Origin of the sequence: Burkholderia sp. 4M9327F10 (assembly GCF_005503145.1) — a bacterium.
In the GTDB taxonomy this organism is placed as follows: Bacteria; Pseudomonadota; Gammaproteobacteria; order Burkholderiales; family Burkholderiaceae; genus Paraburkholderia.
In genome coordinates this window covers 96,232-119,129 of the sequence record NZ_SCNV01000013.1, presented here as the reverse complement: position 1 = coordinate 119,129, position 22,898 = coordinate 96,232, and the positions used below count along the sequence as shown (strand labels likewise).

The 22,898-nt window shown below is 62.7% G+C and carries 22 protein-coding genes and 1 pseudogene; 14 read left to right on the top strand and 9 right to left on the bottom strand.

Features of this window, described 5'->3' with window-relative positions; genetic code table 11:
- Nucleotides 1–2: 2 nt before the first annotated feature.
- Nucleotides 3–305, bottom strand: a complete 303-nt coding sequence (locus tag FFS45_RS15065; protein ID WP_137955449.1) for a metalloregulator ArsR/SmtB family transcription factor — start codon at nt 303–305, stop codon at nt 3–5.
- A 319-nt stretch (nt 306–624) separates the two neighbouring features.
- Between FFS45_RS15065 and FFS45_RS15060 the strand changes: the two genes are divergently transcribed.
- Nucleotides 625–909, top strand: coding sequence for a hypothetical protein (locus FFS45_RS15060; RefSeq protein WP_137955448.1), 285 nt, complete (start codon nt 625–627; stop codon nt 907–909).
- Nucleotides 910–951: 42 nt separating this feature from the next.
- Here FFS45_RS15060 and FFS45_RS15055 read toward each other — a convergent pair whose 3' ends face one another.
- From FFS45_RS15055 to FFS45_RS15040, 4 genes are all read right to left on the bottom strand, one after another.
- Nucleotides 952–1,914: a spore coat protein U domain-containing protein gene (locus FFS45_RS15055; protein WP_137955447.1), complete on the bottom strand. Its 963-nt coding sequence runs from the start codon at nt 1,912–1,914 to the stop codon at nt 952–954.
- Nucleotides 1,911–4,211, bottom strand: a complete 2,301-nt coding sequence (locus FFS45_RS15050; RefSeq protein ID WP_249362790.1) for a fimbria/pilus outer membrane usher protein — start codon at nt 4,209–4,211, stop codon at nt 1,911–1,913. The genes FFS45_RS15055 and FFS45_RS15050 overlap by 4 nt, the downstream gene beginning before the upstream one ends.
- Before the next feature lie 147 nt (nt 4,212–4,358).
- A complete protein-coding gene (locus FFS45_RS15045; RefSeq protein WP_249362789.1) occupies nt 4,359–5,039 on the bottom strand; it encodes a molecular chaperone in 681 nt (226 codons plus the stop codon).
- Nucleotides 5,040–5,092: 53 nt separating this feature from the next.
- Nucleotides 5,093–5,560 carry a spore coat U domain-containing protein gene (locus tag FFS45_RS15040; RefSeq protein ID WP_249362797.1) on the bottom strand — a complete coding sequence of 156 codons (468 nt, stop codon included), beginning with the start codon at nt 5,558–5,560 and terminating at the stop codon, nt 5,093–5,095.
- Nucleotides 5,561–5,860: 300 nt separating this feature from the next.
- Between FFS45_RS15040 and FFS45_RS15035 the strand changes: the two are divergent.
- The 3 genes and pseudogenes from FFS45_RS15035 to FFS45_RS15025 all read left to right on the top strand — a co-directional run.
- Nucleotides 5,861–5,986 (top strand): annotated as a pseudogene (locus tag FFS45_RS15035) (transposase); the annotation flags it as partial.
- A 98-nt stretch (nt 5,987–6,084) separates the two neighbouring features.
- Nucleotides 6,085–6,705, top strand: a complete 621-nt coding sequence (locus FFS45_RS15030; RefSeq protein ID WP_137955444.1) for a TetR/AcrR family transcriptional regulator — start codon at nt 6,085–6,087, stop codon at nt 6,703–6,705.
- A 70-nt stretch (nt 6,706–6,775) separates the two neighbouring features.
- The gene (locus tag FFS45_RS15025) at nt 6,776–7,711 is read left to right on the top strand and encodes an alpha/beta hydrolase (RefSeq protein ID WP_137955443.1); all 936 of its coding nucleotides are present in this window, start codon (nt 6,776–6,778) and stop codon (nt 7,709–7,711) included.
- Between the two features lie 85 nt (nt 7,712–7,796).
- On the opposite strand, the gene FFS45_RS15020 is transcribed toward FFS45_RS15025, so the two are convergent.
- A complete protein-coding gene (locus FFS45_RS15020; RefSeq protein ID WP_137955482.1) occupies nt 7,797–8,729 on the bottom strand; it encodes a LysR family transcriptional regulator in 933 nt (310 codons plus the stop codon).
- A gap of 192 nt (nt 8,730–8,921) precedes the next feature.
- On the opposite strand from FFS45_RS15020, the gene FFS45_RS15015 reads away from it, so the two are divergent.
- A complete protein-coding gene (locus FFS45_RS15015; protein ID WP_137955442.1) occupies nt 8,922–9,626 on the top strand; it encodes an SDR family NAD(P)-dependent oxidoreductase in 705 nt (234 codons plus the stop codon).
- A 101-nt stretch (nt 9,627–9,727) separates the two neighbouring features.
- Here the strand turns inward: FFS45_RS15015 and FFS45_RS15010 are convergent, their stop codons facing one another.
- Together FFS45_RS15010 and FFS45_RS15005 are read right to left on the bottom strand one after the other, a co-directional pair.
- The gene (locus FFS45_RS15010) at nt 9,728–10,636 is read right to left on the bottom strand and encodes a haloalkane dehalogenase (RefSeq protein WP_137955441.1); all 909 of its coding nucleotides are present in this window, start codon (nt 10,634–10,636) and stop codon (nt 9,728–9,730) included.
- Nucleotides 10,633–11,223: a TetR/AcrR family transcriptional regulator gene (locus tag FFS45_RS15005; protein WP_137955440.1), complete on the bottom strand. Its 591-nt coding sequence runs from the start codon at nt 11,221–11,223 to the stop codon at nt 10,633–10,635. The genes FFS45_RS15010 and FFS45_RS15005 overlap by 4 nt, the downstream gene beginning before the upstream one ends.
- A 188-nt stretch (nt 11,224–11,411) precedes the next feature.
- On the opposite strand from FFS45_RS15005, the gene FFS45_RS15000 reads away from it, so the two are divergent.
- Nucleotides 11,412–12,170 carry an SDR family oxidoreductase gene (locus tag FFS45_RS15000; protein WP_137955439.1) on the top strand — a complete coding sequence of 253 codons (759 nt, stop codon included), beginning with the start codon at nt 11,412–11,414 and terminating at the stop codon, nt 12,168–12,170.
- 149 nt (nt 12,171–12,319) lie between these two features.
- Here the strand turns inward: FFS45_RS15000 and FFS45_RS14995 are convergent, their stop codons facing one another.
- Nucleotides 12,320–14,065 (bottom strand): DUF3300 domain-containing protein, encoded by a 1,746-nt coding sequence (locus FFS45_RS14995; RefSeq protein ID WP_137955438.1) that lies wholly within the window; start codon nt 14,063–14,065, stop codon nt 12,320–12,322.
- Nucleotides 14,066–14,378: 313 nt separating this feature from the next.
- Between FFS45_RS14995 and FFS45_RS14990 the strand changes: the two genes are divergently transcribed.
- The 8 genes from FFS45_RS14990 to FFS45_RS14955 all read left to right on the top strand — a co-directional run bounded on the left by FFS45_RS14990 (nt 14,379) and on the right by FFS45_RS14955 (nt 22,830).
- Entirely contained in the window at nt 14,379–16,019 is a 1,641-nt protein-coding gene (locus FFS45_RS14990; RefSeq protein ID WP_137955437.1) for an FAD-binding protein, read from the top strand.
- Complete coding sequence (locus tag FFS45_RS14985) at nt 16,016–16,345, top strand: 4Fe-4S binding protein (RefSeq protein ID WP_137955436.1); 330 nt, start codon at nt 16,016–16,018, stop codon at nt 16,343–16,345. Before FFS45_RS14990 ends, FFS45_RS14985 begins: the two co-directional genes overlap by 4 nt.
- A gap of 134 nt (nt 16,346–16,479) precedes the next feature.
- Complete coding sequence (locus FFS45_RS14980) at nt 16,480–17,427, top strand: TauD/TfdA family dioxygenase (protein WP_137955435.1); 948 nt, start codon at nt 16,480–16,482, stop codon at nt 17,425–17,427.
- A 95-nt stretch (nt 17,428–17,522) separates the two neighbouring features.
- On the top strand, nt 17,523–18,740 hold the full coding sequence (locus FFS45_RS14975; protein WP_137955434.1) for an acyl-CoA dehydrogenase family protein: 1,218 nt from the start codon (nt 17,523–17,525) through the stop codon (nt 18,738–18,740).
- 142 nt (nt 18,741–18,882) lie between these two features.
- Nucleotides 18,883–19,329 (top strand): YeeE/YedE family protein, encoded by a 447-nt coding sequence (locus FFS45_RS14970; RefSeq protein WP_137955433.1) that lies wholly within the window; start codon nt 18,883–18,885, stop codon nt 19,327–19,329.
- Nucleotides 19,326–19,766, top strand: a complete 441-nt coding sequence (locus tag FFS45_RS14965; RefSeq protein ID WP_137955432.1) for a YeeE/YedE family protein — start codon at nt 19,326–19,328, stop codon at nt 19,764–19,766. Before FFS45_RS14970 ends, FFS45_RS14965 begins: the two co-directional genes overlap by 4 nt.
- A gap of 129 nt (nt 19,767–19,895) precedes the next feature.
- Nucleotides 19,896–20,822, top strand: coding sequence for a family 2A encapsulin nanocompartment shell protein (locus tag FFS45_RS14960; RefSeq protein WP_249362788.1), 927 nt, complete (start codon nt 19,896–19,898; stop codon nt 20,820–20,822).
- Complete coding sequence (locus FFS45_RS14955; protein WP_249362796.1) at nt 20,803–22,830, top strand: family 2A encapsulin nanocompartment cargo protein cysteine desulfurase; 2,028 nt, start codon at nt 20,803–20,805, stop codon at nt 22,828–22,830. Before FFS45_RS14960 ends, FFS45_RS14955 begins: the two co-directional genes overlap by 20 nt.
- Nucleotides 22,831–22,898: the final 68 nt, after the last annotated feature.

The following is a 22,898-nucleotide window of genomic DNA, read 5'->3' as shown; positions in this document are numbered from 1 at the left end:
CGTCAGAGGTCCGTGTTCATATGCTCGAGAAACGCCTGGATGACGGGCTCGTTGCGCTTGAAAAACACCCACTGGCCGACTCGCTTCGAGCTCACGAGGCCAGCGCGCTGCAAGGCGGCCAGGTGTGCCGACACGGTGGACTGCGACAGCCCGCAGCGTGCGTCGATCTTGCCGGCGCACACACCGTGGTCGAGCGTCAGCTCCTGATCGGCGAAGTGCGCATACGGCTCCCGCAGCCACGCCAGAATCTCGCGGCGGACGGGGTTGGCGAGCGCCTTGTGGATCGCGTCGATGTCGAGGGTCATCGGGTTGGTTTTCGGGGGTATGAACGGAGGACTCGGCCTTGCGGGCCGGGTGGCCTCAAGGCTGCATCGCAACAGAACGAATCATATATCGTTTTTTTACGATATGCTTGAAAGCACTACTGGCGGTGGGGGCGATGTGTCTTGACATGGTTTTCCACTTTTGGCTGCGCTCCAGCTGGCAAGCCAGGACGTAGCCACATGACCCGGACGCCGGTAGCGCTAAAGTCCCCCGACGGAATGCCGATATCAGAATTAATCCGCTCCCATTTCCGAACACGTGGGGTGTCAGTCCTATCGTTGCGCTGACATCCAGCCGCTTATGCTGCGCAAAATCACACTATCCGGGGCACTCGCGCTTGTGTTGCTGGGCGCCTTGCCGTCGTCCGTTTCATCGGCGAGCCTTGCACCGATTGCGGTCAGCCTGGTCGTCCAGGAAACCTGCGAAATACGTTCGGGCGCGGGACAGCTCGCGCCGAGTGTTTCCTGCCTGCATGGCGGCCCGTTCGGTGTCGCGCTCGCGCCGCTCGATCCGACCCAGCCGCTCTCGACCCTAAGTTTCGCTAGCCATACCGCTGAGCCAGCCGTCTGGGCTATCGCGTTTTGAGTGCGGTACCCGGCATGCAGGGATGCCGGGTGCGACAGCGCTTCAAAAGCTGATGGTCGCGGTAATCGTGTCACTGTAGCTGCCGGGCGCGGGCGTCGTTTGCGCGGGGACCTGGCCGTACACGGTCAGCACCTGCTGGCCGCCGGTGCCCGTGCCGGTTGCCATGGACGTGCCGCTGGTGCCGTCGCCCCATGCGCTCGCGTAAGCGGCATCGATATACAACTGATAGTTGACGGCACCGCCGCCGCCCGAGCGCTGCATTTGACGCGCCGCCACATTGGCACTGGAGCCGCCGTTCAGCGCAATCCGGAAGGCGTCGCCGTTGGTGCACTGCGCGGTGATTGCCCCTGTCGCGCTCAAGGCACTACTCAACACGCCCGCGGCTGGAAACGCCACGTTGGTCGCGCTGATATTGCAGTTGTTGATCACCGTGGCGCTGGCAGTGAACGGGAAGGCCCCCTGGGTCGCAGTCAGCGAAGCGCAACTTGGCGCGCCCAGCAGGTAGAACCCGTAATTGAGCGAAGTCTGGGCCGCGCTGAAGCTCTGGCTGTATAACGTGCTGCTATTGCCGACTGTGGGCACAGTCGGCTGGTTGGCGGCAATCTGTCCGTAGATCGTGACCGATCCCGTGGCCGTGGTGCCGAGGAGTGGTTTGACGAGTCCGAGCGAGATAGGCGTGGTGCCCGAATAAATCGAACCCCAGACCTGGGAGTGTGCCGAATCCTGATACAGGTCGTATTGCAACTGATTGGTGCCGTTGACCATCTGGCGCGGGCTGGTGGCCCCCAGGTTCAGGCAGACCTGCACGTTCGGGGTCAGGCTGACAGCCGGCCAGGTGCAGGTCACGCTGACGGTGCCTGTGGCGCTGACCGCGCTGCCGCTGATCGGGCTTACCGAGCCGAAGCTGAGCGCCGATGCGCTCGCCGAACAGCTCTGCGCGTGCGCCTCGGTGGCGATCCCGGAGAGCAGCCACACTACACAGAGGATCAGCAGGGTCCGCATCATGGCGCTACCCCGCTAGCGCCCGCAAGCGGCTTGCAGGTCAATGGGCCCAGCGTCGGCAGCGAGCCGTCGCGTGGCCGCGCGTAAGCAAATTCCACGCTGCAATGGAGTGCACCGCTCTCGATCAGCAGATGGTTGTCCGGCTCGAGATCTTCGATGAAGGTGAGGCCGTCGTAGCCGACGATGGTGTCCTTCCCGCTTTCCACATGATGCACGCGCGCGCCGGGCGGCAGCACTTCGCCGTTTGGCCCATGCAGGATAATCGAGGCGGCGCTGTAGCGCGTCACCCCGAAGTGCGCCAGTACGCCTGATTGCGACTGCGGCACGAAGTCCGCCGAAGTCGTGGCAATTCTCGCATCGGCCGGCAGCTTCATGCTGTCGATAGCGATCTGGTTATGCTGGTACGCGTTGAGATCGGGGATCAACAGATGGCCGCTGGAATCTGTGGTGCCGATTACCCGGTTCTCATGCAGCACCGGGATACCCGCCACGCCATCGGTCGAGACCAGTGCGAAGCCGTCGTCGATCCGGCGCGATGGCTCGATCACGCGGTCCATCAACACGAGCGCGCCGGTCACATCGAGCGAGCCGTTCGCGCGCCCGGAGAAATTCTGCGCAATCGCGGTCACTTCGCCGTCGTTGCCGAGGTACTGGAGTTGCGCCTGCTGGAACGGCACGGCGCCGGTGTCGCCTGCCTGCACGCCCCAGCCCCAGCCGCCGCTGTAGTCGGGCGGGCGGACCGTGTTGACGTTGTAGTTCGACTGGCCGCTTTGCCGGCCGACACTGGTGTTGAGCGAGGTGTTGTGACCGAGGCCGAAGCTTAAGCTCAGGAACACACCGCGCGAATCCTGCTGCCTGAAGTCCTGGTAGGCGCTGAGATTCATCGAGGCGAGATTGCCAAAGTTAAATGTGTAGGATACCGATCCAATCGCCGACGGCGGTGCGAAGGGATAGCGGTAGCCGATATAGCTCAGCGATAACGTCTGTTGGCTGAAAAGCGGCAGCGACAGCGTGACGGTGTCGGTCGCGCTCGGCACGGGCGTGCCATCCCGGGCGGCCAGGTCGCCATAGTTGCCGTAGGCTCGAATGGTCTGTGCATCCACTGAAAAACGCGGCTGGATGTACTCGTAGCCGAGGCTCACTTGCGTGCCGGCCAGCCGCCCGGTGCTGCCCGACACGGAACCGTTGACGACACCGGCCATGCCAAGTCGCACCAAGGCGCCGGCGCCTGCGTTGTAGAGCCCGCTGGTTGCTTCGGCGTGTCCTTCGAGCGTCAGCAGATTGTTCACGCCGTAGCGCGCGGACCCGCTGGCCGCCGGCCGGGAGTCGTAGTCGAACGATTCGAGGCCGTAGTTGCGGCGCAGGAACCCCGCCTCGAACGAATAGCTCGACAGGCCCGGTGTCAGCAATCGCGTATCGACATAGAGCGGCAAGGAGGTCGAGACCGTGCGGCCGAGGGCGTCGTGCGTGATGACGGTTGCCTGCCCGGCGCCGGTGATGCCTGGCACGTTGTTGACGATGAACGGGCCGCTCGGCACATTGCCGCTGTATTGCCGGACACTGTTGACGTACAGGTCCACCGATGACGGCACGACCGCCGTGCCGGCGAGAGCCGGCAGCGGGAAGGTCACGAGGTCGGGCCGCAGGGCGAAATTGCTGCGCCACTGAAAACCTCCGAGGCGGATCGAGCGTGTCCAGGAGAGCGACGACGTGATCGTATCGCCGAGCTGCGTGGTGGTGAGCGCGGCCGGATCGGAGCGGTTCCATGACGTGTCGTAGCGCGTGTACCGGTTCAGGTTGTCGTACAGGTAGGCAATGCCAGTCGTGCTGAAGACACCCTCAGGGTCGAAGTAACGCTCCTCGCTCCAGAGCGCGAGGCGTGCGCTCGCCTCGCTCTGCGCAAAGGCGTCGTAGTTGATCAGCAGACCGCGCGATGATGTTGCCGGCGGCGTCGTGCTCAACTGGCGCGTATCGAAGCGGTAGGGCGTGCGGATGCTGTCGGGAACCTGCAGGTCGATTGCTTGCGCCGACGCGTTATAGCTGTAGCGCAGGCCAGGAATCGCATCGAGCCGGACCTCGGCGGTTGGCGCGATGCCGATGCGCTCGATCGCGAGCCCGAGGTCGCTCAGATCCTTTCCGGTGGCAACCAGATGACCGTCCGTCTCACGAAAGTGGGCGATCAATGAAGTGGACTGGCCATTCAGACTCACGGCGAGATAGAGGTCATGGGGCGTGCTGGTCCTCGCGCCAGTGTCGGTGAACGCCAGTGATTCCTGTGCCGGCGCGCCTGAACAGTTCAAGGCAAATAGTCCCACCGCGAGTGCCGCAGCACGTAAGCCATGCCAATGAGGTGGCGGCCCCTGTCTGATTCTCATCAATCTGGATTCGATACATCCTGTCCGTTCCCGCGGACGCCCGTCGTCCAGCTCAGAACCCCGCAATGCTGTTTAGTCGACGTTGACCGTCGACTCGGCCGGCAGCGAGTTGATCATCGCGCGAACCTTCGCCGTGCCGCTCAGGTCTGCGTCGGCTGGGAGCGGCACTTGCCACTGGCGACCGCGTTTGGCGAGCGCATAGCCAAGCAAACCCTTATTTATTTCGTATGATTTACCCGATGCGGTGAGAATCTGGACCGCCGCAATCTGTGCGCGTTTAGCGCCGTCATTGACGACGTGCAGGGTCCAGCCTTGCTCGTCATGTGTCAGGCGCCACGTAAGCCTGGGTTGTCCGAGCGGCTTGACCGGTTCCACGAAAACCGGCACCGAATAGCGCAGCCGGATCGTCACGCCGTTGGCAACCGGCTGATCCGGTCCGGGCAACTCGTCGATCAGCAAGCGGTAGCTTTGCTCGCTGTCGGTGGGCGCGGGGATCGCCCGCACCAGGCGGATCAACTGGTCGGTGCGGGCTGGAATCTGGATCAGCGGCGGGCTGGCCACCAGTTCGCTGGTGGGCGTAAGCGCGTCCTCGCCATTGGACTGATCCCAGCGAAACACCCGTACCTGACCATAGAGCGGACTATCTCCGGGATTGCGCAGTGTGATGCCCGATGCATTCAGATCCGGTGGCAGGTCGACTGTCACGGGAGAGATTTGCAGGGTTGCCGCACGCGCCACCAGGGCAAGACTCATGAGGAGGAGGGCAACACCGCTCGCCAACTGTCTCATGGCACCGCAGCAAGCCTTCAAAAGTAGACCGTTGCGGTAACGGTGGTCTGATAGGTGTCGGGCTTCGGCGTGGTTTGCGCAGGCACCTGGCCGTACACCGAAATCGATTGTGCCGATCCGGTTCCTGTGCCCGCCACCGTGTTGGTGCCCTGGGTGTTGCCCCACACGGTCGTATGCCCTGAGTCCTGGTAGAGCTGGAAGCCGACGGTGGTGGTCGTGTTGCCGGTGGCCGTGCCCGCCATGAGCCGGGCAGTTACGGTAGAGCCCGTGACGTTTCCGCCGTCGAGGCCGACGTTGTAGGGCGTGGTGTTCGTGCAGGTAACCGAGACCGTGGTCTGCTGGTTGATTGCGGTAGCCAGCACGCCATTGGTGCCGAAGTTCAGCGGGTTGGCTGCGATGGAGCAGTTCGCCTGAAGCGTGAGCGAGACGAGGAATGTGGTGGTCGACGTGCCGTTGGAATAGACCGCGCCCTGCGCTCTAGGCATGACAGGGCCGAGCACGAGCGCGGCGGTGAGCATGCAGGAAATGATTTTCTGCTTCATTGGTCAATCCTCCGCGCATAGACCAGGATCAATCCGGTCATACATGGCATCAGTATCGTCTAATGTTTCCGATTCTAGCTCGCTTAGTGGCATTGTTATAGGAAATGATGCGCATAACTAACAGATTCAGGCCTCTTTTTTACGGGGCTTATGCGCGGTAGATAAACACTTCAGGGTTTGTGGACCGGCCAGCTTTTCGTAGACATCTTCGAGCCATGATTTACGGCAACTGAGGAGGTCAGAATGAGCAGGAAGCGGTACACGGAGGAGTTCAGGATTGAGGCAGTCAAACGGGTAACCGAACGCGGTCATTCGGTGGCGGATTTGGCGCAGCGAGTGGATATCACGACGCACAGTCTGTATGCGTGGAAAGAGAAGACACTCTGGCCGGTCCGGTTTGGGCGTTGCAACACTCCCCTCGCAAAAAAGAGCTTGATTTGGGAGAGAATACTTCCTAATATTCGCACATGAACAAATCAGTTTCTCACGAAGCCGAAAGCCGCGGCCCTGGACGGCCTCGGGAGTTTGTACTCGAGGATGTGCTGGACAAGGCGATTGCCGTCTTCAGCGAATACGGCTTTCATGCCACCTCGCTGGGCAAGCTCACCGCGGCGATTGGAATTACCGAAGGCAGCCTCTACAAGGCGTTCCGCGATAAACGCGCCGTCTTTCTCGCAGCATTTGAACGCTATGTCGAATTGCGCAGCGCACGCCTGCGTAAGGAGTTGGCGGGTGCGCAGACGGGGCGGGAGCGCGTGCGAGCCATTCTCGCCCTCTACGTGGAATATAGTCACGGCAGCCTGGGCAAGCGCGGGTGCCTGGTGGTCGGGAGTGCGGTGGATCTGGCCAGTTCCGACAAGGAGATAGCGAAGCGCGTGGCGGACGTTCTCAAGCTACATGAGAAGCGCCTGGTTGATTGCATCCTGCAGGGGCAGCAGGACGGCTCCATCACGAGTGACGTGGATGCGGAGTCCACGGGGCGTCTGCTGCTGTGCATACTCCAGGGCATGCGCGTGCTGGGTAAGACGAGCCGCTCGCGCGGCGAACTGATCGACATTACGGAGCGTGCCCTGGAGCTGCTCGATTGATTTTTTTTTGGATAATTTGGAAGTGAATACTTCCCAATAGAAGGCTAACTCTTGAAGCAAGGAGCTTCCCATGAAACACGATGCAATACAGGTGCAGGCAGACGCGACGGTGGCGCCTTTTGAGCCGCAGGAATTCTGGAAGACATTCCACCACGGTACGGCTTCAGTGAAGGGCGTTCGTCTGCATTACGTCGAAGGCGGTCAGGGCGCCCCTGTTGTGCTGATACCCGGCTGGCCGCAAAGCTGGTACGCATGGCGATATGTAATGCCATTGCTCGTTGAGGCCGGGCGGCGTGTGATTGCGCTTGATCCAAGGGGCATGGGCGACTCAGACCACCCCACCTCGGGATATGACATGCGAACGGCGGCAGCGGACGTGCATGGAGTCGTCGAGGCGCTGAGTCTGACGGCCGACGGTCCCATCGACGTCGTGGGTCACGACGTCGGCACGTGGATCGGTTACACCTATGCCGCCGAGTGGCGGGAAGACGTGAAGCGACTCGCGGTATTCGATTCCGCGCTGCCCGGGATTTCGCCGCTGCCCGCAGGCCTTCCTTCGGAAGAGCTGAACCTGAAAACCTGGCAATTCGCGTTCAATCGTCTGCCCGATTTGCCGGAGATACTGTTCCAGGGCCGGGAGCGGGAATTCCTGAGCTGGCTGTTCCGGGTCAAGGCCGTTCATCCCTGGGCCATTGGTGCGGCGGATCTCGACGAGTATGTGCGCGTCAATGCCGCTCCGGGGGCGATACGGACAGCGATGGCGTACTACCGCCACCAGCTCAGCCAGCAGGGCCTGGAGGAAAGCCGGCAGCGCGGCGAGCGCAAGCTCGACATCCCGGTGCTGGCGTTCGGAGCGGAGTCGGGCGTCGGGTCGATGCTGTTCGACACAATGCGTCTCGTGGCCGAGGATGTTCGGGGCGGAGTCATCACCGATTGCGGGCACTACATACCGGAAGAAGCGCCGCGCGCAGTCGCCCGGCAACTGCTGGAATTTATCGGCGCGTAGTGGCGCGGCCGGTCCGCCAGGCGGCTACCGGGATTCCGTATACAAGGGACGGTGTGTGCCAGGGGTGACGGTTATGCGGTGTGCTTTACACACGCGGCCTTTCCCGGCACACCGCCAGCGTGAGTTGCCGGAGCCAGCGATGAACCGGATCGGCCTCTAAACGGGGATGCCACATCTGCGACACCGTAATCTCCCCGGTCGCCACGGGAAGCTCGAAGGCGTGAGCGGGGGCGGGGGCAGCTGATGCGTCCTGCTGTCCGGGGAGATCGATCAGAAGAGACGCAGGCACGAGCGCTATCAGGTCGGAGGCCCGCGCCACAGCGAGTGCGGCGGGGAAGCTCGGAACAACGGCGACAATCGTTCGTTGCAGCCCTAATCCGGCCAGTGCTTCATCAACCGGTCCGTTTGCGCGACCGTGCCGTGACGCGACCACATGACCGAAGGCGGTGTACCGTTCGGCGCTCACCTCGCGCTCCATCGCGAGCGGATGGCCGTGTCTGACAGCCCCAAGAAAGCGATCCCGGAATAGTGCCTGCACGCGCACTTCCGGTCCCATTTCGCTTAAAACACCGATCTCAAGATCGGCGGAGCCGTCCCGCAGATACGTCGCTGTTTTCTCGAGCTTGGGTGCAAAACGCAGACACACGAGCGGCGCGACTGCGGTTGCCGCGGCGATCAATGAGGCGCCGAAGGCCTCCACAAAACCGTCGTTGGCGCGAATGGTAAAGGTGCGCTGCAACGTTGAGAAATCAGGCTCCGCTGTCGAGGGACGAAGTACCGCACGTGCCTCATGAACCGCGTTCTGGGTCCGTTGACGCAGTGCCTCCGCATGAGGCGTCAGTACCATACCGCGCCCCGCGCGAACCAGTAACGGGTCGCCGGTCGCCTCGCGCAGCCGGGTCAAGGTCCGGCTCATTGCCGAGGCGCTCAATCCCAGTCGACGCGCAGCACCGGCCACGCTGCCATCGGCAAGCAGGACGTCAAGCGCAATGAGCAGATTCAGGTCGGCTTCGGGCATGCCCGATTGTAGCGTGATGCGTCGGGGCATGGCGTCTGGTGCAGGTTATAAGTGCAACTGCTGCGTCTTCCGCCATGTCCCGCTGATCGATATATTCCATGTATCGACCCGTGACCGAATGCGCAGCAGCTCAGCGCCACCTTCTATCGGCGCACATCCGGGTCTCACCGATTTCACTACAGGGAGCTATCCATGCAAGACATCTCCACGCAGAAAACCATCCTCCTTATCGGCGCATCGCGGGGCCTCGGATTCGCGATGGTCGAGGAATACCTCAAGCGCGGCTGGCGAGTGATTGCCACGGGGAGGCAGGGCTCTACAGAAAAGCTGTGCCAACTCTCGGAAGGCGCGCGGGGCGCGCTGGAAGTGGAAGCGGTTGACATTACGATTGCCAGCCAGGTCTCGGCATTACACGGCCGTCTAAAAGATCGGCGACTGGATATCCTCTTCGTGAATGCCGGCGTCAAGAACGACGATGGCGAAACGATCGCCGATGTCTCGACCGAAGAATTCGTGCGCGTCATGGTCACGAACTCGCTGAGTCCGATGAGAGTGATAGAGACGTTTCAGGACCTCGTCCAGCCGGGCGGAACAATTGGCGTCATGTCGTCGGGGCAGGGTAGCATCACGAACAACACCAACGGCAATTACGAGGTTTACCGGGGCAGCAAAGCCGCGCTCAACATGTTCATGCGCAGCTTTGCCGCGCGCCACCACGACGACCCGAGAACCCTGCTATTGATGGCGCCTGGGTGGGTAAAGACGGACATGGGCGGTCCTGATGCGCGTCTGACTATCGGGGAAAGCATCCCGAACCTGGTGAGCACGATAGAGGCTTACGAAGGGCGCTCCGGATTGCATTACCTGGACTACCTGGGAAGGGTCGTTCCCTGGTGAGCGGCGACGAGCACTCCAGCATCCTCCCACCGGCGCTCGCGGATTACGCTCACCTGTCCGCTCCACGACTCTTCATTGCGGCTATGGCGGCAGACGGGTGTCTATAAGTTCAGCCTTTGTTTTGGGCCGGTACCTATTCCCAGTCCGATTAGCCATTCACTGACGGCGGCGCCAATGGTATCGGGATGATCCTCCTGCAAGTAGTGAATTCCGGCGCCAAGCTCTACAGCTTTGCAGTCCTTAAGTTTGTTCGAAAAATTATCGGCAACGGCCGGCGTGACCAGAGCGCCCGGGGTTGCAGTGAAAAGCAGCTTTGGATAAGAGGACTGCGCCAGAGCACGATGCGCTTCTTCCAGCGTCGAGTACACGTCAGCGGGTTCTCCCGCGATAGGCAGTTCATTCGGGAAACGCCACGTGGGCCGGCGCGACTCGGGCGTGGGAAATGGCGCCCGGTAGACAGACATTTCCTCGTCCGTGAGTCTTCGCACCATTCCCCCGGGAAGAACCTGCTCCACGAAGACATTGCCTTCCAGGATCATCTCTTCACCCACCCCGGGTGTTCTGAACTTCGCGAAGATTTCGCGTGCCTCTGCGTGAAAATCGTCCCACGTCGGCATCGGCCGGATGAACTCCATGAAAGCAAGCCCACGGATAAACTCCGGTCTGCGAGCCGCGAGGTGAAACGCGAGAGCGGTTCCCCAGTCCTGCGCGATGACGAACGCCGACGAGATTCCAGCATGGGCGAGAAACGCGTCCAGGTACCGGACGTGATCGGCAAACCGATACTCGATGTCCGGCTTTCCCGATTGACCGAATCCAATCAGATCCGGTGCGATGCAATGCGCCAACGGTGCGACGCGCGGGATGATATTCCGCCATATGTACGATGAGGTCGGGTTCCCGTGCAGAAAGAGTGCGACCGGTGCTTCGGCATCTCCTGCTTCCCGGTAGGCCATGGTGGAACCCAGAACTTGCACCTTCGGCAATTCAACGTCAAAAAGCGTGCTCATTTCTGCTCCTTGAAGATGGTTTGGAAAGCGATTTTCTTGAAGCGCTCGAGCGCGGCAGGCCCGCGTTCGACCTTCATGCGCAGAATTGCGCCTTCCCATGAGGCGAGGAGGAATTCGGCCAGATCCAGCGGATCGAAAGCCGAATCGATCTCACCGGCGGCTTGGGCCTCCCCGATACACAACGCAAACGGACTGCGCCATTCCTGGAATATGGCGTCCAGCCGCTCGCGCAGAAGTTCGCTTTGAGAAGCGGTCTCGAGACTGAAATCGCCGATCAGGCACCCGCGATTCCATTTGTCGTCTGCCAGCACGCCACTGATGATGTCCAGATACCGCTTGAGGCGGGCCCGTGGGGTAAGAGACTGGTCGCCCAAAGCCTGTTTGACCAGCTCCTTCGTGTGAGCGAAATAGCGGTCGAGTACTTCCTGCGCAAACGCCTCCTTGGAACGGAAGTGATTGGTGAAGGAACCATGCGGAGCGCCTGCGGCTGCGCAGATGTCGCGCACACTGGCGCCCTCGTATCCCGCCCGGAGCATCACCTCGAGGCCGGCATTGAGAATGTCTTCGCGAAACGATGGTTTGCTCATGGCTTAATACACTCGTGCGTATTTAGTGAAAATACAGTCGTGCGTATTCTGATGTCAAGTGCTATTTCCGGGCAGCAGGCAGGTCAATCACGAAAGGACTTCTGCAAACAAAATTTGGACTGTTGATGGTAGAAAGTCCGGCCGAGCCGGCCTATCGTCTTACCACTCGACACAGGAAGGAGATTGCCATGCTGGACAAACCCATCGCTCTCGTCACCGGTGCGAATCAGGGAATCGGTCTTCAGATCGCGAAGGATCTCGTGACACACGGCTTCACTGTGCTGGTCGGATCGCGCAATTTCGAGCGCGGCGAGGCGGCGGCCAGGGAGGTGGGGGCGGACGCACACGCCCTCCAGCTTGACGTGACGGATCAGGCTTCGATCGCTGCCGCAGCGCAGCGTATCCGCAAGGAGTTTGGCCGCCTGGACGTGCTTATCAACAACGCGGCGATCTCCAATACGAACAGGCAGCCCGGCCAGAGCGTCGAAGAGTACGCAAAGACAACTCGCCCGAGCAACGTGTCCCTCGATGAAATGCGCGCGGTGTGGGATACCAACGTGTTCGGCGTCCTCGCCGTTTATCAGGCCATGCTGCCGCTCCTGCGCAAGGCAACGGCAGCGCGCATCGTCAACGTTTCAAGTGGCGTTGGGTCGCTGACGACGAACTTGGACCCGGCGTTCGCCTACCGTGCGATTTTCGGCCCGGTCTACCCGGCGTCCAAGACGGCGCTCAACGCTTTGACGGTTGCCATGGCGATCGAACTGGAGTCCGAGGGGATCAAGGTTCACGCCGTGTCTCCGGGCTTCACCAGGACGAACCTCAACGGATTTGCCGGCACGCAGACTGTCGAGGAGGGCGCTCGCGAGGTGGTGCGCGTTGCGCTGCTTGGACCGGATAGCCCGACAGGGACGTTCACGCGCTGGGAAAACGAGACTATCCCGTGGTGATGCAGTGCTGGGCGCATGACCGAAGGGGCGAAAGACACGGTATAGCCGATCTGTCAGCGGCGTTGCTCAGGACAACCTATTACATGCCGTGTAGAGCGTGTCGCTGACGGTTCGTCTTTTCAACCGCTCGCGACACCGGCCGCTGTCATTCACGAACGGTGCTGGTGAGTGTCGGCATGATGAGCCATTGGACTGGGCGCGGAGGGACGTGGCCTGGGTTCCGGTGGACGTGGCTGCATGCGTTGCGGTTGCGCCTGTGCCTGTGAACGCGGTTGTGCCTGTGACTGTGAGCGCAGTTGTGGCTGTGGCTGAGTGAAGTGCTGCACATCCTGTCGCGGTGCGGCCGGATGTGCCTGGGCAAAGTCCTCGTGAGGTGCCTGTGGATGGGCCTCGGTGTTTTGACGATGCTGCATGGCCTGCGCTTGCGCCTCCGGTTGCGGCGTGCGGACAGGTCCTTCGGCCGGGCGTTCGCGTCCGGGCTGCGTGGCGTATTGCGACGGCGGATGTGGCACCTGCTGATGTTCGAGCTGCGGTGAGCCTTCGAAGTGTCCTTCCGGCCGCGTATGCGTCTCCATGGGGTTGCCGTGCAAGGCCGATGTCTGTGCGTGATTCGTGGCCATCACATTCGCGTGGTTTGCGCCGTACCGTGGGGATGGATGCGCATAGGAACCTGCGCCAGCACCCGCGCCAGGCCGTGCGCCAGGTAGTGCACCAGGCCGTGCGTCGTTCGCGCTGAAGCGCGGCATCGTCATGGGCGCCGCCGCACGCATGCCGGGGCGGGGCATCTGCGCATGCATCTGCGCCATCGCAGCCGGCGGTGCGCCGTTGTGCGCGAAAGCATTGCTCACTGTGCCGCTGTAGTTGTTGGTGATGCGCGTGTTGTTGATCTGGTTGATCACCGTGGTCGAGCGGGAGACATAAGTCGTGTGGTTAAAGACCACCGCCGGGCGCTGCCATCCACCCCAGCGCGGACCGCCGGGGCCGCCTGGGGGCGGCCCGCCCCAGTGCATGCCCCACGCGTGCCAGCCCCATCCTACGTGGCTGAGCATGGCCCCGACCGTGATGCCGATGCCAAACGAGATCACGCCCGCTGCCACCACGGCGCCCGGCGCGTAGACCGGCGGGTGGTAGAGGTAGCCTGGATAGGCCGCGACCGGCGCGCCATAGACCAGCGCGGGATTGTAGGAGGGCACATAGACGACATCCGGCTGCGCGGGCTCGATCACGATCGCCTGGGCCGGCGCCGGGATGACGGACGGACCTTCATACACGCCGGGCGTAGCCGGTGCGGGTGTGTAGTCTCTGGGCGCAGAGGTTTGCTTCGTCCGGGTAACCCGCATCTGGCTGGTCGTGCACAGGTTGCCGGATGTCTGCGCCCGCTGGCGCATCACCTGGATTGCGTTGAGCACATCGGTGGGATCGTTGTAATAGGCCTGACCGAGCGATGTGGTCCATGCAAGGTTCGTCGCCATCTGCGATAGCACAGCCGGAAACGCCGTCAGCGCTTTGACCGAAGGATCCCATGACTGCTGGTCGGCGGACGCGGCGAGCGCCTGCCCCTTGAGGTTCGGGTTCTGCCCAAGCCACGTGTTCGCCGCGGTGATCTGGTCCGGGTAAGTGGAGCCCGCCAGCACCAGTGCGACGAGCTTGTCCGGAAAAAGGGCGATCGGCGCGACCATCTGGTAGAGCTGATCCGCGCTCGGCGGTGTGTAGGCGACAGGTGCGGCAGAGGCGGGTTCGACGGCGGATGCCGCAGTCGCCGCACTGGTTGCGGAGGCGTCGGCGGCAGCTTGCGCGCCGTCCTCGTTCTTTCTTCCGCACGCACTCAGGCCTAGCAGCGACACCAGTAGTGATGAAGCGATCAGCCTTTGTACGGGGCGGTAATTTCCATTCATGGGTTGTTCCGCGTTGTCGGTGTGAGTTGTTGCGAAGACGGTGGCGCGCGTTGACGTGGGTACGTGCAACGAGAGGTCGCGAAGCAAGGAAAGCTGGAGCCGGAGGGTGAAAGTCCGACGACGATGCGGATTCTACGGACCCAGGATTATGTGAACATTGTCTGGCGCAGCGGCCTTGTAACCGGCATGAGCAGCGGCGCTCGATGCCGTCAAATATTCAGCCTGCCCATATGAATAGCTGCAATTCTTGGTTTGCCGGCGCCGGTGGAGAGGATAAGTTTTCGGATCGGTCCATCAAGACGGGAGGCGCTTCATGAGCGTCGCGAGCCAGCAGGGAAGGAAAGCGGATGACGCGTCGGTGGGCGCGCGCTACGACGTCGATGTGCTGGTGATCGGCGGCGGTCCTGCGGGGACCTGGGGTGCGATAGGCGCTGCCGCGAGGGGAGCAAAGGTGGTGCTCGCGGATAAGGGCTACTGCGGCACCTCGGGTGCGACTGCGCCGGCCGGCACGGCCATCTGGTACGTGGCGCCCGACGCCGACGCACGCAGCCGCGCCAAGGCAAGCCGCTTCTCGTTGGGCGGCGCGTTGGCCGAGCACGCCTGGATGGACCGGGTGCTCGAGCAGACCTGGTTGAACGTGCAGCAACTGGCGCAGTGGGGTTATCCGTTTCCTGTCGACGAAACCGGCGAGCAGCGTCGCACCTCGCTGCAAGGGCCGGAATACATGCGCCTGATGCGCAAGCGCGTCAAGGAAGCCGGCGCGCGAATTCTCGATCACAGCCCGGCGCTCGAACTGCTTGTCGACGACAGCGGCGCAGTGGCGGGCGCTGCCGGCGTGAACCGGCAAACCTCGGAGCGCTGGATCGCGCGAGCGCGTGCCGTGGTGATTGCCACAGGCGGATGCGCTTTTCAGAGCCGCGCGCTCGGTTGCAACGTGCTGACCGGCGACGGTCAACTGATGGCCGCCGAAGTCGGCGCCGAATTGTCCGGCATGGAGTTTTCGAACGCGTATGGTCTCGGGCCCGCGTTCTCGTCAGTCACCAAATCGCTTTTCTACACCTGGGCGACTTTCTATGACGAGGACGGCGTGAAGATCGAGGGCGCGGGGTCGGCGCACGGGCGTGGCGTCATTGCTCGCGAGTTGCAGACGCGCCGTGTCTTCGCCTGCATCGACAAGGCCGACGCGCAGATACGTAGCTGGATGCGCACTGCCCAGCCAAACTTCTTCGTGCCGTTCGACCGGCTCGGCATCGATCCCTTCACCCAGCATTTCCCGGTCACGCTGCGGCTTGAAGGGACCGTGCGCGGCACCGGCGGCCTGCATCTGCTGGACGAGCATTGCGCAACCTCGGTTGAAGGCCTGTATGCGGCCGGGGATGCGGCCACGCGCGAACTGATCTGCGGCGGCTTCACCGGGGGCGGCAGTCATAACGCCGCGTGGGCGATGTCGTCGGGCCTTTGGGCCGGGGCGGGGGCCGCGGATCACGCGCGTCAGGTGGGAGGCGCGGCGCGCGAGCGTTCGCTGCGTCATGCCGGGGGCGTGGGCCTGCGCGACGGCGGCGCTCACGCATACGACAGCCAGAGTGTGGTCCAGGCGGTTCAGGCGGAAGTCTTCCCGTACGAACGCAACTGGACACGCAGCGACGATCTACTCAACGACTCCTTGCAGCGGCTCGACGATTTGTGGCTGAAACTGCGTTCCAGCGCACCGGCACGGGACGTACAGGAGGCCGTGCGCGCAAGAGAGGCCGCCGCGATGGTCGCAACTTCGCGCTGGATGTACCGCAGCGCGCTGCAGCGGACCGAAACGCGCGGCATGCACCGGCGTCAGGAATACAAGGCGCTCGACGAGGGCCAGCGTCATCGCCTGCTCAGCGGCGGACTCGACGAAGTGTGGGTGCGCCGAACGCCGGTTGCCGTGTCTTTGTCCGAAGCGATCGGAGCGGCGGCATGATCGAGATCGTCAGCGAATCGCGCTGCACCGGATGCAACATCTGCGTGCGGGCGTGCCCGACCAATGTATTCGAAGCGGTCCCGGGCGGCATTCCGCGGATCGCCCGGCAAGACGATTGCCAGACCTGCTTCATGTGCGAGCTTTATTGCCCGGAGGATGCACTGTTCGTTGCGCCACAGGCCGAGGCAGCTTGCGCGGTAGACGAAACCCGCATCACGGAAAGCGCGTTGCTAGGCAGCTATCGCAACGCGGTAGGCTGGGGGCGTGGTCGAAGCTCCACGGCTGACGCCGATGCAACCTTTGAGCTTCTGATTCGGGCCCATTGAATCGAATCCCGGCGCTTGCGCTGCGTTCGCACTGCAGATGTTTTGCATATGCGCAAAGATTGGTTGAGTCGGCGTGGCGAGGACTTTACTGTTGACGGATTGCCGCTCAGGCATTTGTCCATCAGGAGTATTCAATGAGTGCTGCCCTCTCCGCCGAAACAGGCTCGCTCCAGGTTGCGCCTCTCTCGGCGCATATCGGGGCGGAAATTCGTGGGGTCGATCTGACGCAGAAGCTGTCGGTCCAGCATGTCGCGGAGATCCGCGCGGCGCTGCTGAAGTGGCGCGTGGTGTTCTTTCGCGAGCAGTTTCTCACCCACGAGCAACACGTCGCGTTCTCTGCGCAGTTTGGCGAACTCACCGTCGGCCATCCGGTGTTCGGACATGTGGATGGTCATCCGCAACTCTATTCCATCTCCAAGTTTCGCAAGGCCACGCGGTTCGAGGGCACGACACTGCTGAGACCGTGGACGGGCTGGCACACCGATGTCACCGCAGCGGTCAATCCGCCGTATGCCTCGATCCTGCGTGGCGTCACGATCCCGCCGTTCGGGGGCGATACGCAGTGGACCAATCTCGTCACCGCTTACGGGAAACTGTCGGAACCCTTGCGCGCGTTTGTGGATGGCTTGCGGGGCGTGCATCGTTTTGCGCCTCCGGCCGGTGCGAGCGGCACCGAGGCATTCGTGCAGGCGGTCGAGCAGCGCACGCTTGTGACGGAGCATCCGCTGGTGCGAGTGCATCCGGAAACGGGTGAACGCGCTCTGTACGTGAGCCCGGGCTTCCTGAAATACATTGTCGGCGTGACGCCGCGCGAGAGTCAGGTGCTGCTCGAACTGCTCTGGGAGCATGTGACACGCCCCGAATTCACGGTGCGTTTCAAATGGGAGCCGGGCAGCCTCGCGTTCTGGGACAACCGCGCTACGGCGCATCTGGCGCCCACCGACATCTTCGATCTCGACTTTGACCGCCAGTTGTATCGGACCACGCTGGTGGGCGACGTTCCGGTCGGACCCGACGGCCGGGCATCGGTCGCGCTGGAAGGGTCGCCCGTCGGCGCTGCGGCGGCCACGGCATTGAATTGAATTCAGCGCTGATGGGCGCGCCGAGCCGCGCCTCACGAATTCTCGTTTTAGCGCCGGAATCGCCCGGCTCATGCGTTTTTACAAGGAATGAAGGCATGCAGGTCTTACACGAAACCGCCGCGCAGTCGCGGCTCCAGGCGGCGCTGTCCGCGTTGCCGGCCTTGGCCGAAGCGATCGGCGAAGACGCCGCGCAGCGCGAGGCCAGGCGCGAATTGCCGTTTGCGGCGTTTGCGCTGTTTCGGGAGTCGGGCCTCGGCGTGTTGCGTCTTCCGGTGGAGTGGGGCGGTCTCGGCGGCACGCTGGAAGATCTGTTCAACGTGATTACCACGCTGGCTGCACAAGAGTCCAACGTCGCGCACGCGCTGCGGATTCATTTCGACCTGACCGAATCGCTGCTGCTGTCGCCGCGCACCACGTTCAACGACATCCAGATCGAACGCCTGCAAAAGGGCGCCATCTTCGGTGGCGCATCCACCGAGCTTGGAACCTCGCGTCCCGGCGAAATCACCACGAAGCTGGTACGCGACGGCAGCAATTATCGGGTGACGGGCCGCAAATTCTATTCGACGGGCACCGCATTTTCGGACTATGCGCGGATCAACGTCCAGGATGAAAACGAACAGAACGTCTCGATCGTGATCCCGGTGGCGCGCGAAGGCCTGGAGGTGCTCGACGATTGGGACGGCATGGGCCAGCGCATGACGGCAAGCGGCAGTCTCGTGCTCGACAATGTGCGCGTCTACGAACATGAAATCGTGGCGCGCGGCAACACGACGCTGGCGGGCCGGCACGGTGGCGCGCTGCGGCAATTGCACCTGGTTGCGGTTGCCGCCGGGATCGTGCGCAACATCGTTGCCGATGCGCGCCGCTATGTCACGGAGTTCGGCCGTCCTGTGCTGCATAGTCCGGCGCCGTCCGCGCGTGAAGATGGCTTCGTGCAGCAGGTGGTGGGCGATCTCGCGGCGCATAGCCTGTCGATCGACGCACTGGTGCAGCAAAACGCGCGGACCCTCGAGCGCTCGGCGAATGCGATCCGCAAGGGCGCAAGCAATGCCGAAGCGCTGGTGCTCGAAGGCGCGCTGGCGACGGCAAAGACGCAACTGGTCGTCAGCAAGCTGGCGCTATATGCGGGCGAACGCCTGTTCGAAGTGGGCGGGGCGTCGGCTACGGCACGCGGACACAACTTCGACCGCCACTGGCGCAATCTGCGCACGATCTTCAGTCACAACCCGCTGCTGCACAAGGCGCGGGTGATCGGTGATTACGAGTTGAATGGCGTGACCACGCATCTGACCGAAGGACGGGTGTTCTGACGTTTTGCCTGCGGCCGGTCTCATGAAGAACCGGCCGTCGACCGGTTTCCACATTCCACATTGGCAGTGCTGGCAAGTTAGTATGTCGCCGTCGCCGCGCGTTTCAGGACACGCTCCCTCGCGGCATCTACAACGGTCTGCCATGGAATCCTTCACACCTTACAGCGCGCTGGCCGGTGGCCTGCTGATCGGGCTGTCGGCCTCACTGCTGCTCTGGTTCAACGGCCGGATCGCCGGCATCAGCGGTATCGCCCGAGGCTTGATCTCGCAGGAGCGCGGCGAATTTCTCTGGCGTGCGCTATTTCTGGCCGGGCTGGTCGCCGGTGCGTGGCTCTATTACTGGCTGGCGGCCCACGCCGGATACGGTGATGCAGCGCCGCATGCGAGGCCCGGTTTTCCGCATGGATTGCTGGTCGCCGCGGGCCTCGCGGTGGGCTTCGGCACGGCGCTCGCGCGTGGCTGTACCAGCGGACACGGCGTGTGTGGCATCGCCCGTATTTCAGTGCGCTCGATGGTCGCGACCTTGACCTTTCTCGTTGCGGGTATCGCGACAACCTATGTGGTGCGTCACCTGTTGGGGGTTCAATGAGACTGCTGCGTTACCTCGTCAGTCTCATCTGCGGACTGCTGTTCGGCGCCGGACTCGCGCTTGCGGGCATGACACGGCCTCAGAAGGTGTTGGGCTTTCTCGATGTGGCCGGGCACTGGGATCCAAGCCTCATATTCGTGCTGGGTGGCGCAGTCGCGTTTGCAACGGTTGCTTTCCATTTCATTATGCGGCGCAGCTCGCCATTGTTGACACAGAACTTCGATTTACCGAAAGCCAAGGCGATCGACAGCAAGCTGATTGCGGGTGCATCGATATTTGGCCTTGGGTGGGGACTGTCTGGCTATTGCCCTGGGCCGGCGATTGCATTGCTCGCAGCGCCTGACGCAGAAGCGCTCTATTTCTTGCCGGCAATGCTCGCTGGATGGTGGCTGTATGCGTTCGTCACGCATAAGAGCAAGCACAGCAATACCCGCTAACGCTGCTTCATCAATTACCGCGATCTAGTCCTTGCGGGATCGGAAAAGGCGACGTATCTTTAGACCGGCTTCCAAAATCACTTTTGCCTATAAGCATTCCCGTTTTTCTCATAGAAAGGGAGTATGAAAATGGCAACACCCGGTCACAGCGCGCTTGGCGACCACGCCGCGCGGCAATTAGCGAACGCCACCAAAACCGTCCCGCAGCTTGCCACTATTACGCCTCGCTGGCTCACGCACCTCCTGCAGTGGGTCCCGGTCGAAGCAGGCATTTACCGTCTCAATCAGGTCAAGAATCCCGAGGAAGTTCGCGTCGCGTGTACGCAGCGCGAGAGCGAGAACCAGCTACCCACTACGTATGTCCCTTACGAAGAGGAGCCGCGTGAGTATTTCCTGAACGCGGTGAGCACGGTACTCGAAGTGCATACCCGCATCTCCGATCTCTATAGCAGTCCGCACGATCAGATCAAGGAGCAGTTGCGTCTGACGATTGAGACGGTCAAGGAGAATCAGGAAAGCGAGCTGATCAACAACCCTGATTACGGGTTGATTGCGAATGTCGCGGACGAGCAGCGCGTGCTGCCGCTCACCGGCGCGCCCACTCCGGACGATCTCGACGAACTGTTGACCAAGGTGTGGAAGGAGCCGGCGTTTTTCCTGACACACCCCACGGCGATTGCCGCCTTTGGCCGCGAGTGCACGCGCCGCGGTGTGCCGCCGCCCACTACCAGTCTGTTCGGCTCCCAGTTCCTGACATGGCGCGGCATTCCGCTGATTCCATCGGACAAGGTGGCGGTGGAAGACGGCAAGACCAAAATCCTGCTGCTGCGGGTCGGCGACAAACGCCAGGGAGTAGTCGGTCTCTATCAGCCCGGTGTGGCGGGCGAGCAGGGGCCGGGGTTATCGGTGCGCTTCATGGGAATCAACAACCAGGCTATCGCTTCGTATCTGGTGTCGCTGTACTGCTCGCTCGCAGTGCACACGCCGGACGCGCTGGCGATCCTCGAGGACGTTGAGGTCGGCAAGTACCATGAATATGACCACACCTACCAGTAGTTCGCCGGCAGCCTATCCCGATCCGACGTCAGCGCTTCCCGCAGGTTTGCCCGATCCGGCGACGCTCACGCGTCTGGCGAACGAGTTTTTCGCCACCCCGCCGGGCAGCACGCCGGCCGGCAATGGCGTACCGGGTAGCGCACCCTCGGAGTTTGCAGCGGCCGCGCCCGCCGTACCGGCTTCGACGAATCCGGTGCCGCCGGGTTCGCCGATGGCCGGACCATCCGGCGCAGGCAGCGGCATCCCGGGTGCGGCGCTGCCGCAAGGCAAGGTGCCGGGCGCCAACCTTGCGCCTTCGGCGCCGACCCACGTGCTTTCGCTCGGCAACCGTGCGCCTGCCTTGTTGCCGCATGCTGCTGCGCAGAACGGCTTGCCCGACAATCTGGTGACCGTGGCGCCTGGACTCGACAGCCGTTACGGCGGCACGGTGCTCGGCGTGCCGGAAGCCGCAGCGGCGAATGCGCCGGTCGATGCCGCGCCGGGGCGCAGTAGCGCGTCGCCCTACTATTTCATGGATCCGGCCAGGTCTCTCACGCACGGCGGCGGGGCCGCGCCGCTACCCACGGTGTCGCTGCTCGATCCACTGAGCGTTCCGTCGCTTCTGCCTGCTGCCGAGCCGGCGCAGGTCGGCTCTTTGCAAGGTTCGCCGTTCGGATTGCCGCGTGGGTTTTCGGATACGGCGCCGGCCCAGCCGGAGAGCGTGGAGCGTTATTTTCTCGCGGATATCCGCGCACCAGGCGCACCCGCAGCGAGCCGCGCATCCGGGCCTGCCGCGCAGGCACAATCCGGCCATCCGCAGTTCGATGTGAACGCGATCCGCCGCGACTTCCCGATCTTGCAGGAGCGGGTGAACGGACGGCAGCTCGTCTGGTTCGATAACGCCGCCACCACGCAAAAGCCGCAGTCGGTCATCGATCGCCTTTCCTATTTCTACCTGCACGAGAACTCCAACATTCACCGTGCGGCGCATGCACTGGCCGGCCGTGCGACCGACGCTTATGAGGCGGCGCGCAGCAAGGTACAGCGCTTTATCAACGCCTCGCAGCCGGAGGAGATCGTATTTGTGCGCGGCACGACCGAGGCGATCAACCTGATTGCGAAATCGTGGGGTGTACAGAACGTCGGGGCGGGCGACGAGATCATCGTGTCGCACCTCGAACACCACGCCAACATCGTGCCGTGGCAGCAACTGGCTTCATTGACTGGCGCCACGCTGCGGGTGATTCCGGTTGACGATTCGGGCCAGGTGCTGCTCGAAGAATACAGCCGGCTGCTGAACGACAAGACGAAGATCGTCTCGGTCACACAGGTGTCGAACGCATTGGGCACCGTCGTGCCGGTCAAGGAAATCGTCGAGATGGCGCATCGCGTCGGCGCGGTGGCGCTGATCGACGGCGCGCAGTCGGTGTCGCATATGCGGGTGGACGTGCAGGCAATGGACGCGGATTTCTTCGTGTTCTCGGGCCACAAGGTGTTTGGCCCGACCGGCATCGGCGCGGTCTACGGCAAGCGCGAGTTGCTCGATGCGATGCCGCCCTGGCAGGGTGGCGGCAACATGATTTCGGATGTCACGTTCGAGCGGACCGTGTTTCAGCCCGCTCCTCATCGCTTCGAGGCGGGTACCGGGAACATCGCGGACGCCGTCGGACTCGGCGCGGCGCTCGACTACGTGACGCGGGTCGGCATCGAAAATATTGCGCGCTACGAGCACGAGTTGCTCGACTACGCCACCGCGCTGATGAAGCCGATTCCGGGCGTGCGTTTGATCGGCACGGCGCAGGACAAGGCGAGTGTGCTGTCGTTCGTTCTGAACGGCTACACGCCCGAAGAGGTGGGACGCGCGCTCAGCGAAGAGGGCATTGCCGTGCGCGCCGGCCACCATTGCGCACAGCCTATCTTGCGGCGTTTTGGCCTCGAGGCGACCGTGCGCCCGTCACTGGCGTTCTACAACACGCCGGAAGAAGTGGACCGCATGATCGCGGTAGTGAAGCAATTGGCCATCCACTGAGCCGCGCCACGCCCGATGGCACCGAAACGGTGCGCGCGCTGCGTCGCATCGGGCGCCGCTGCGCCGCA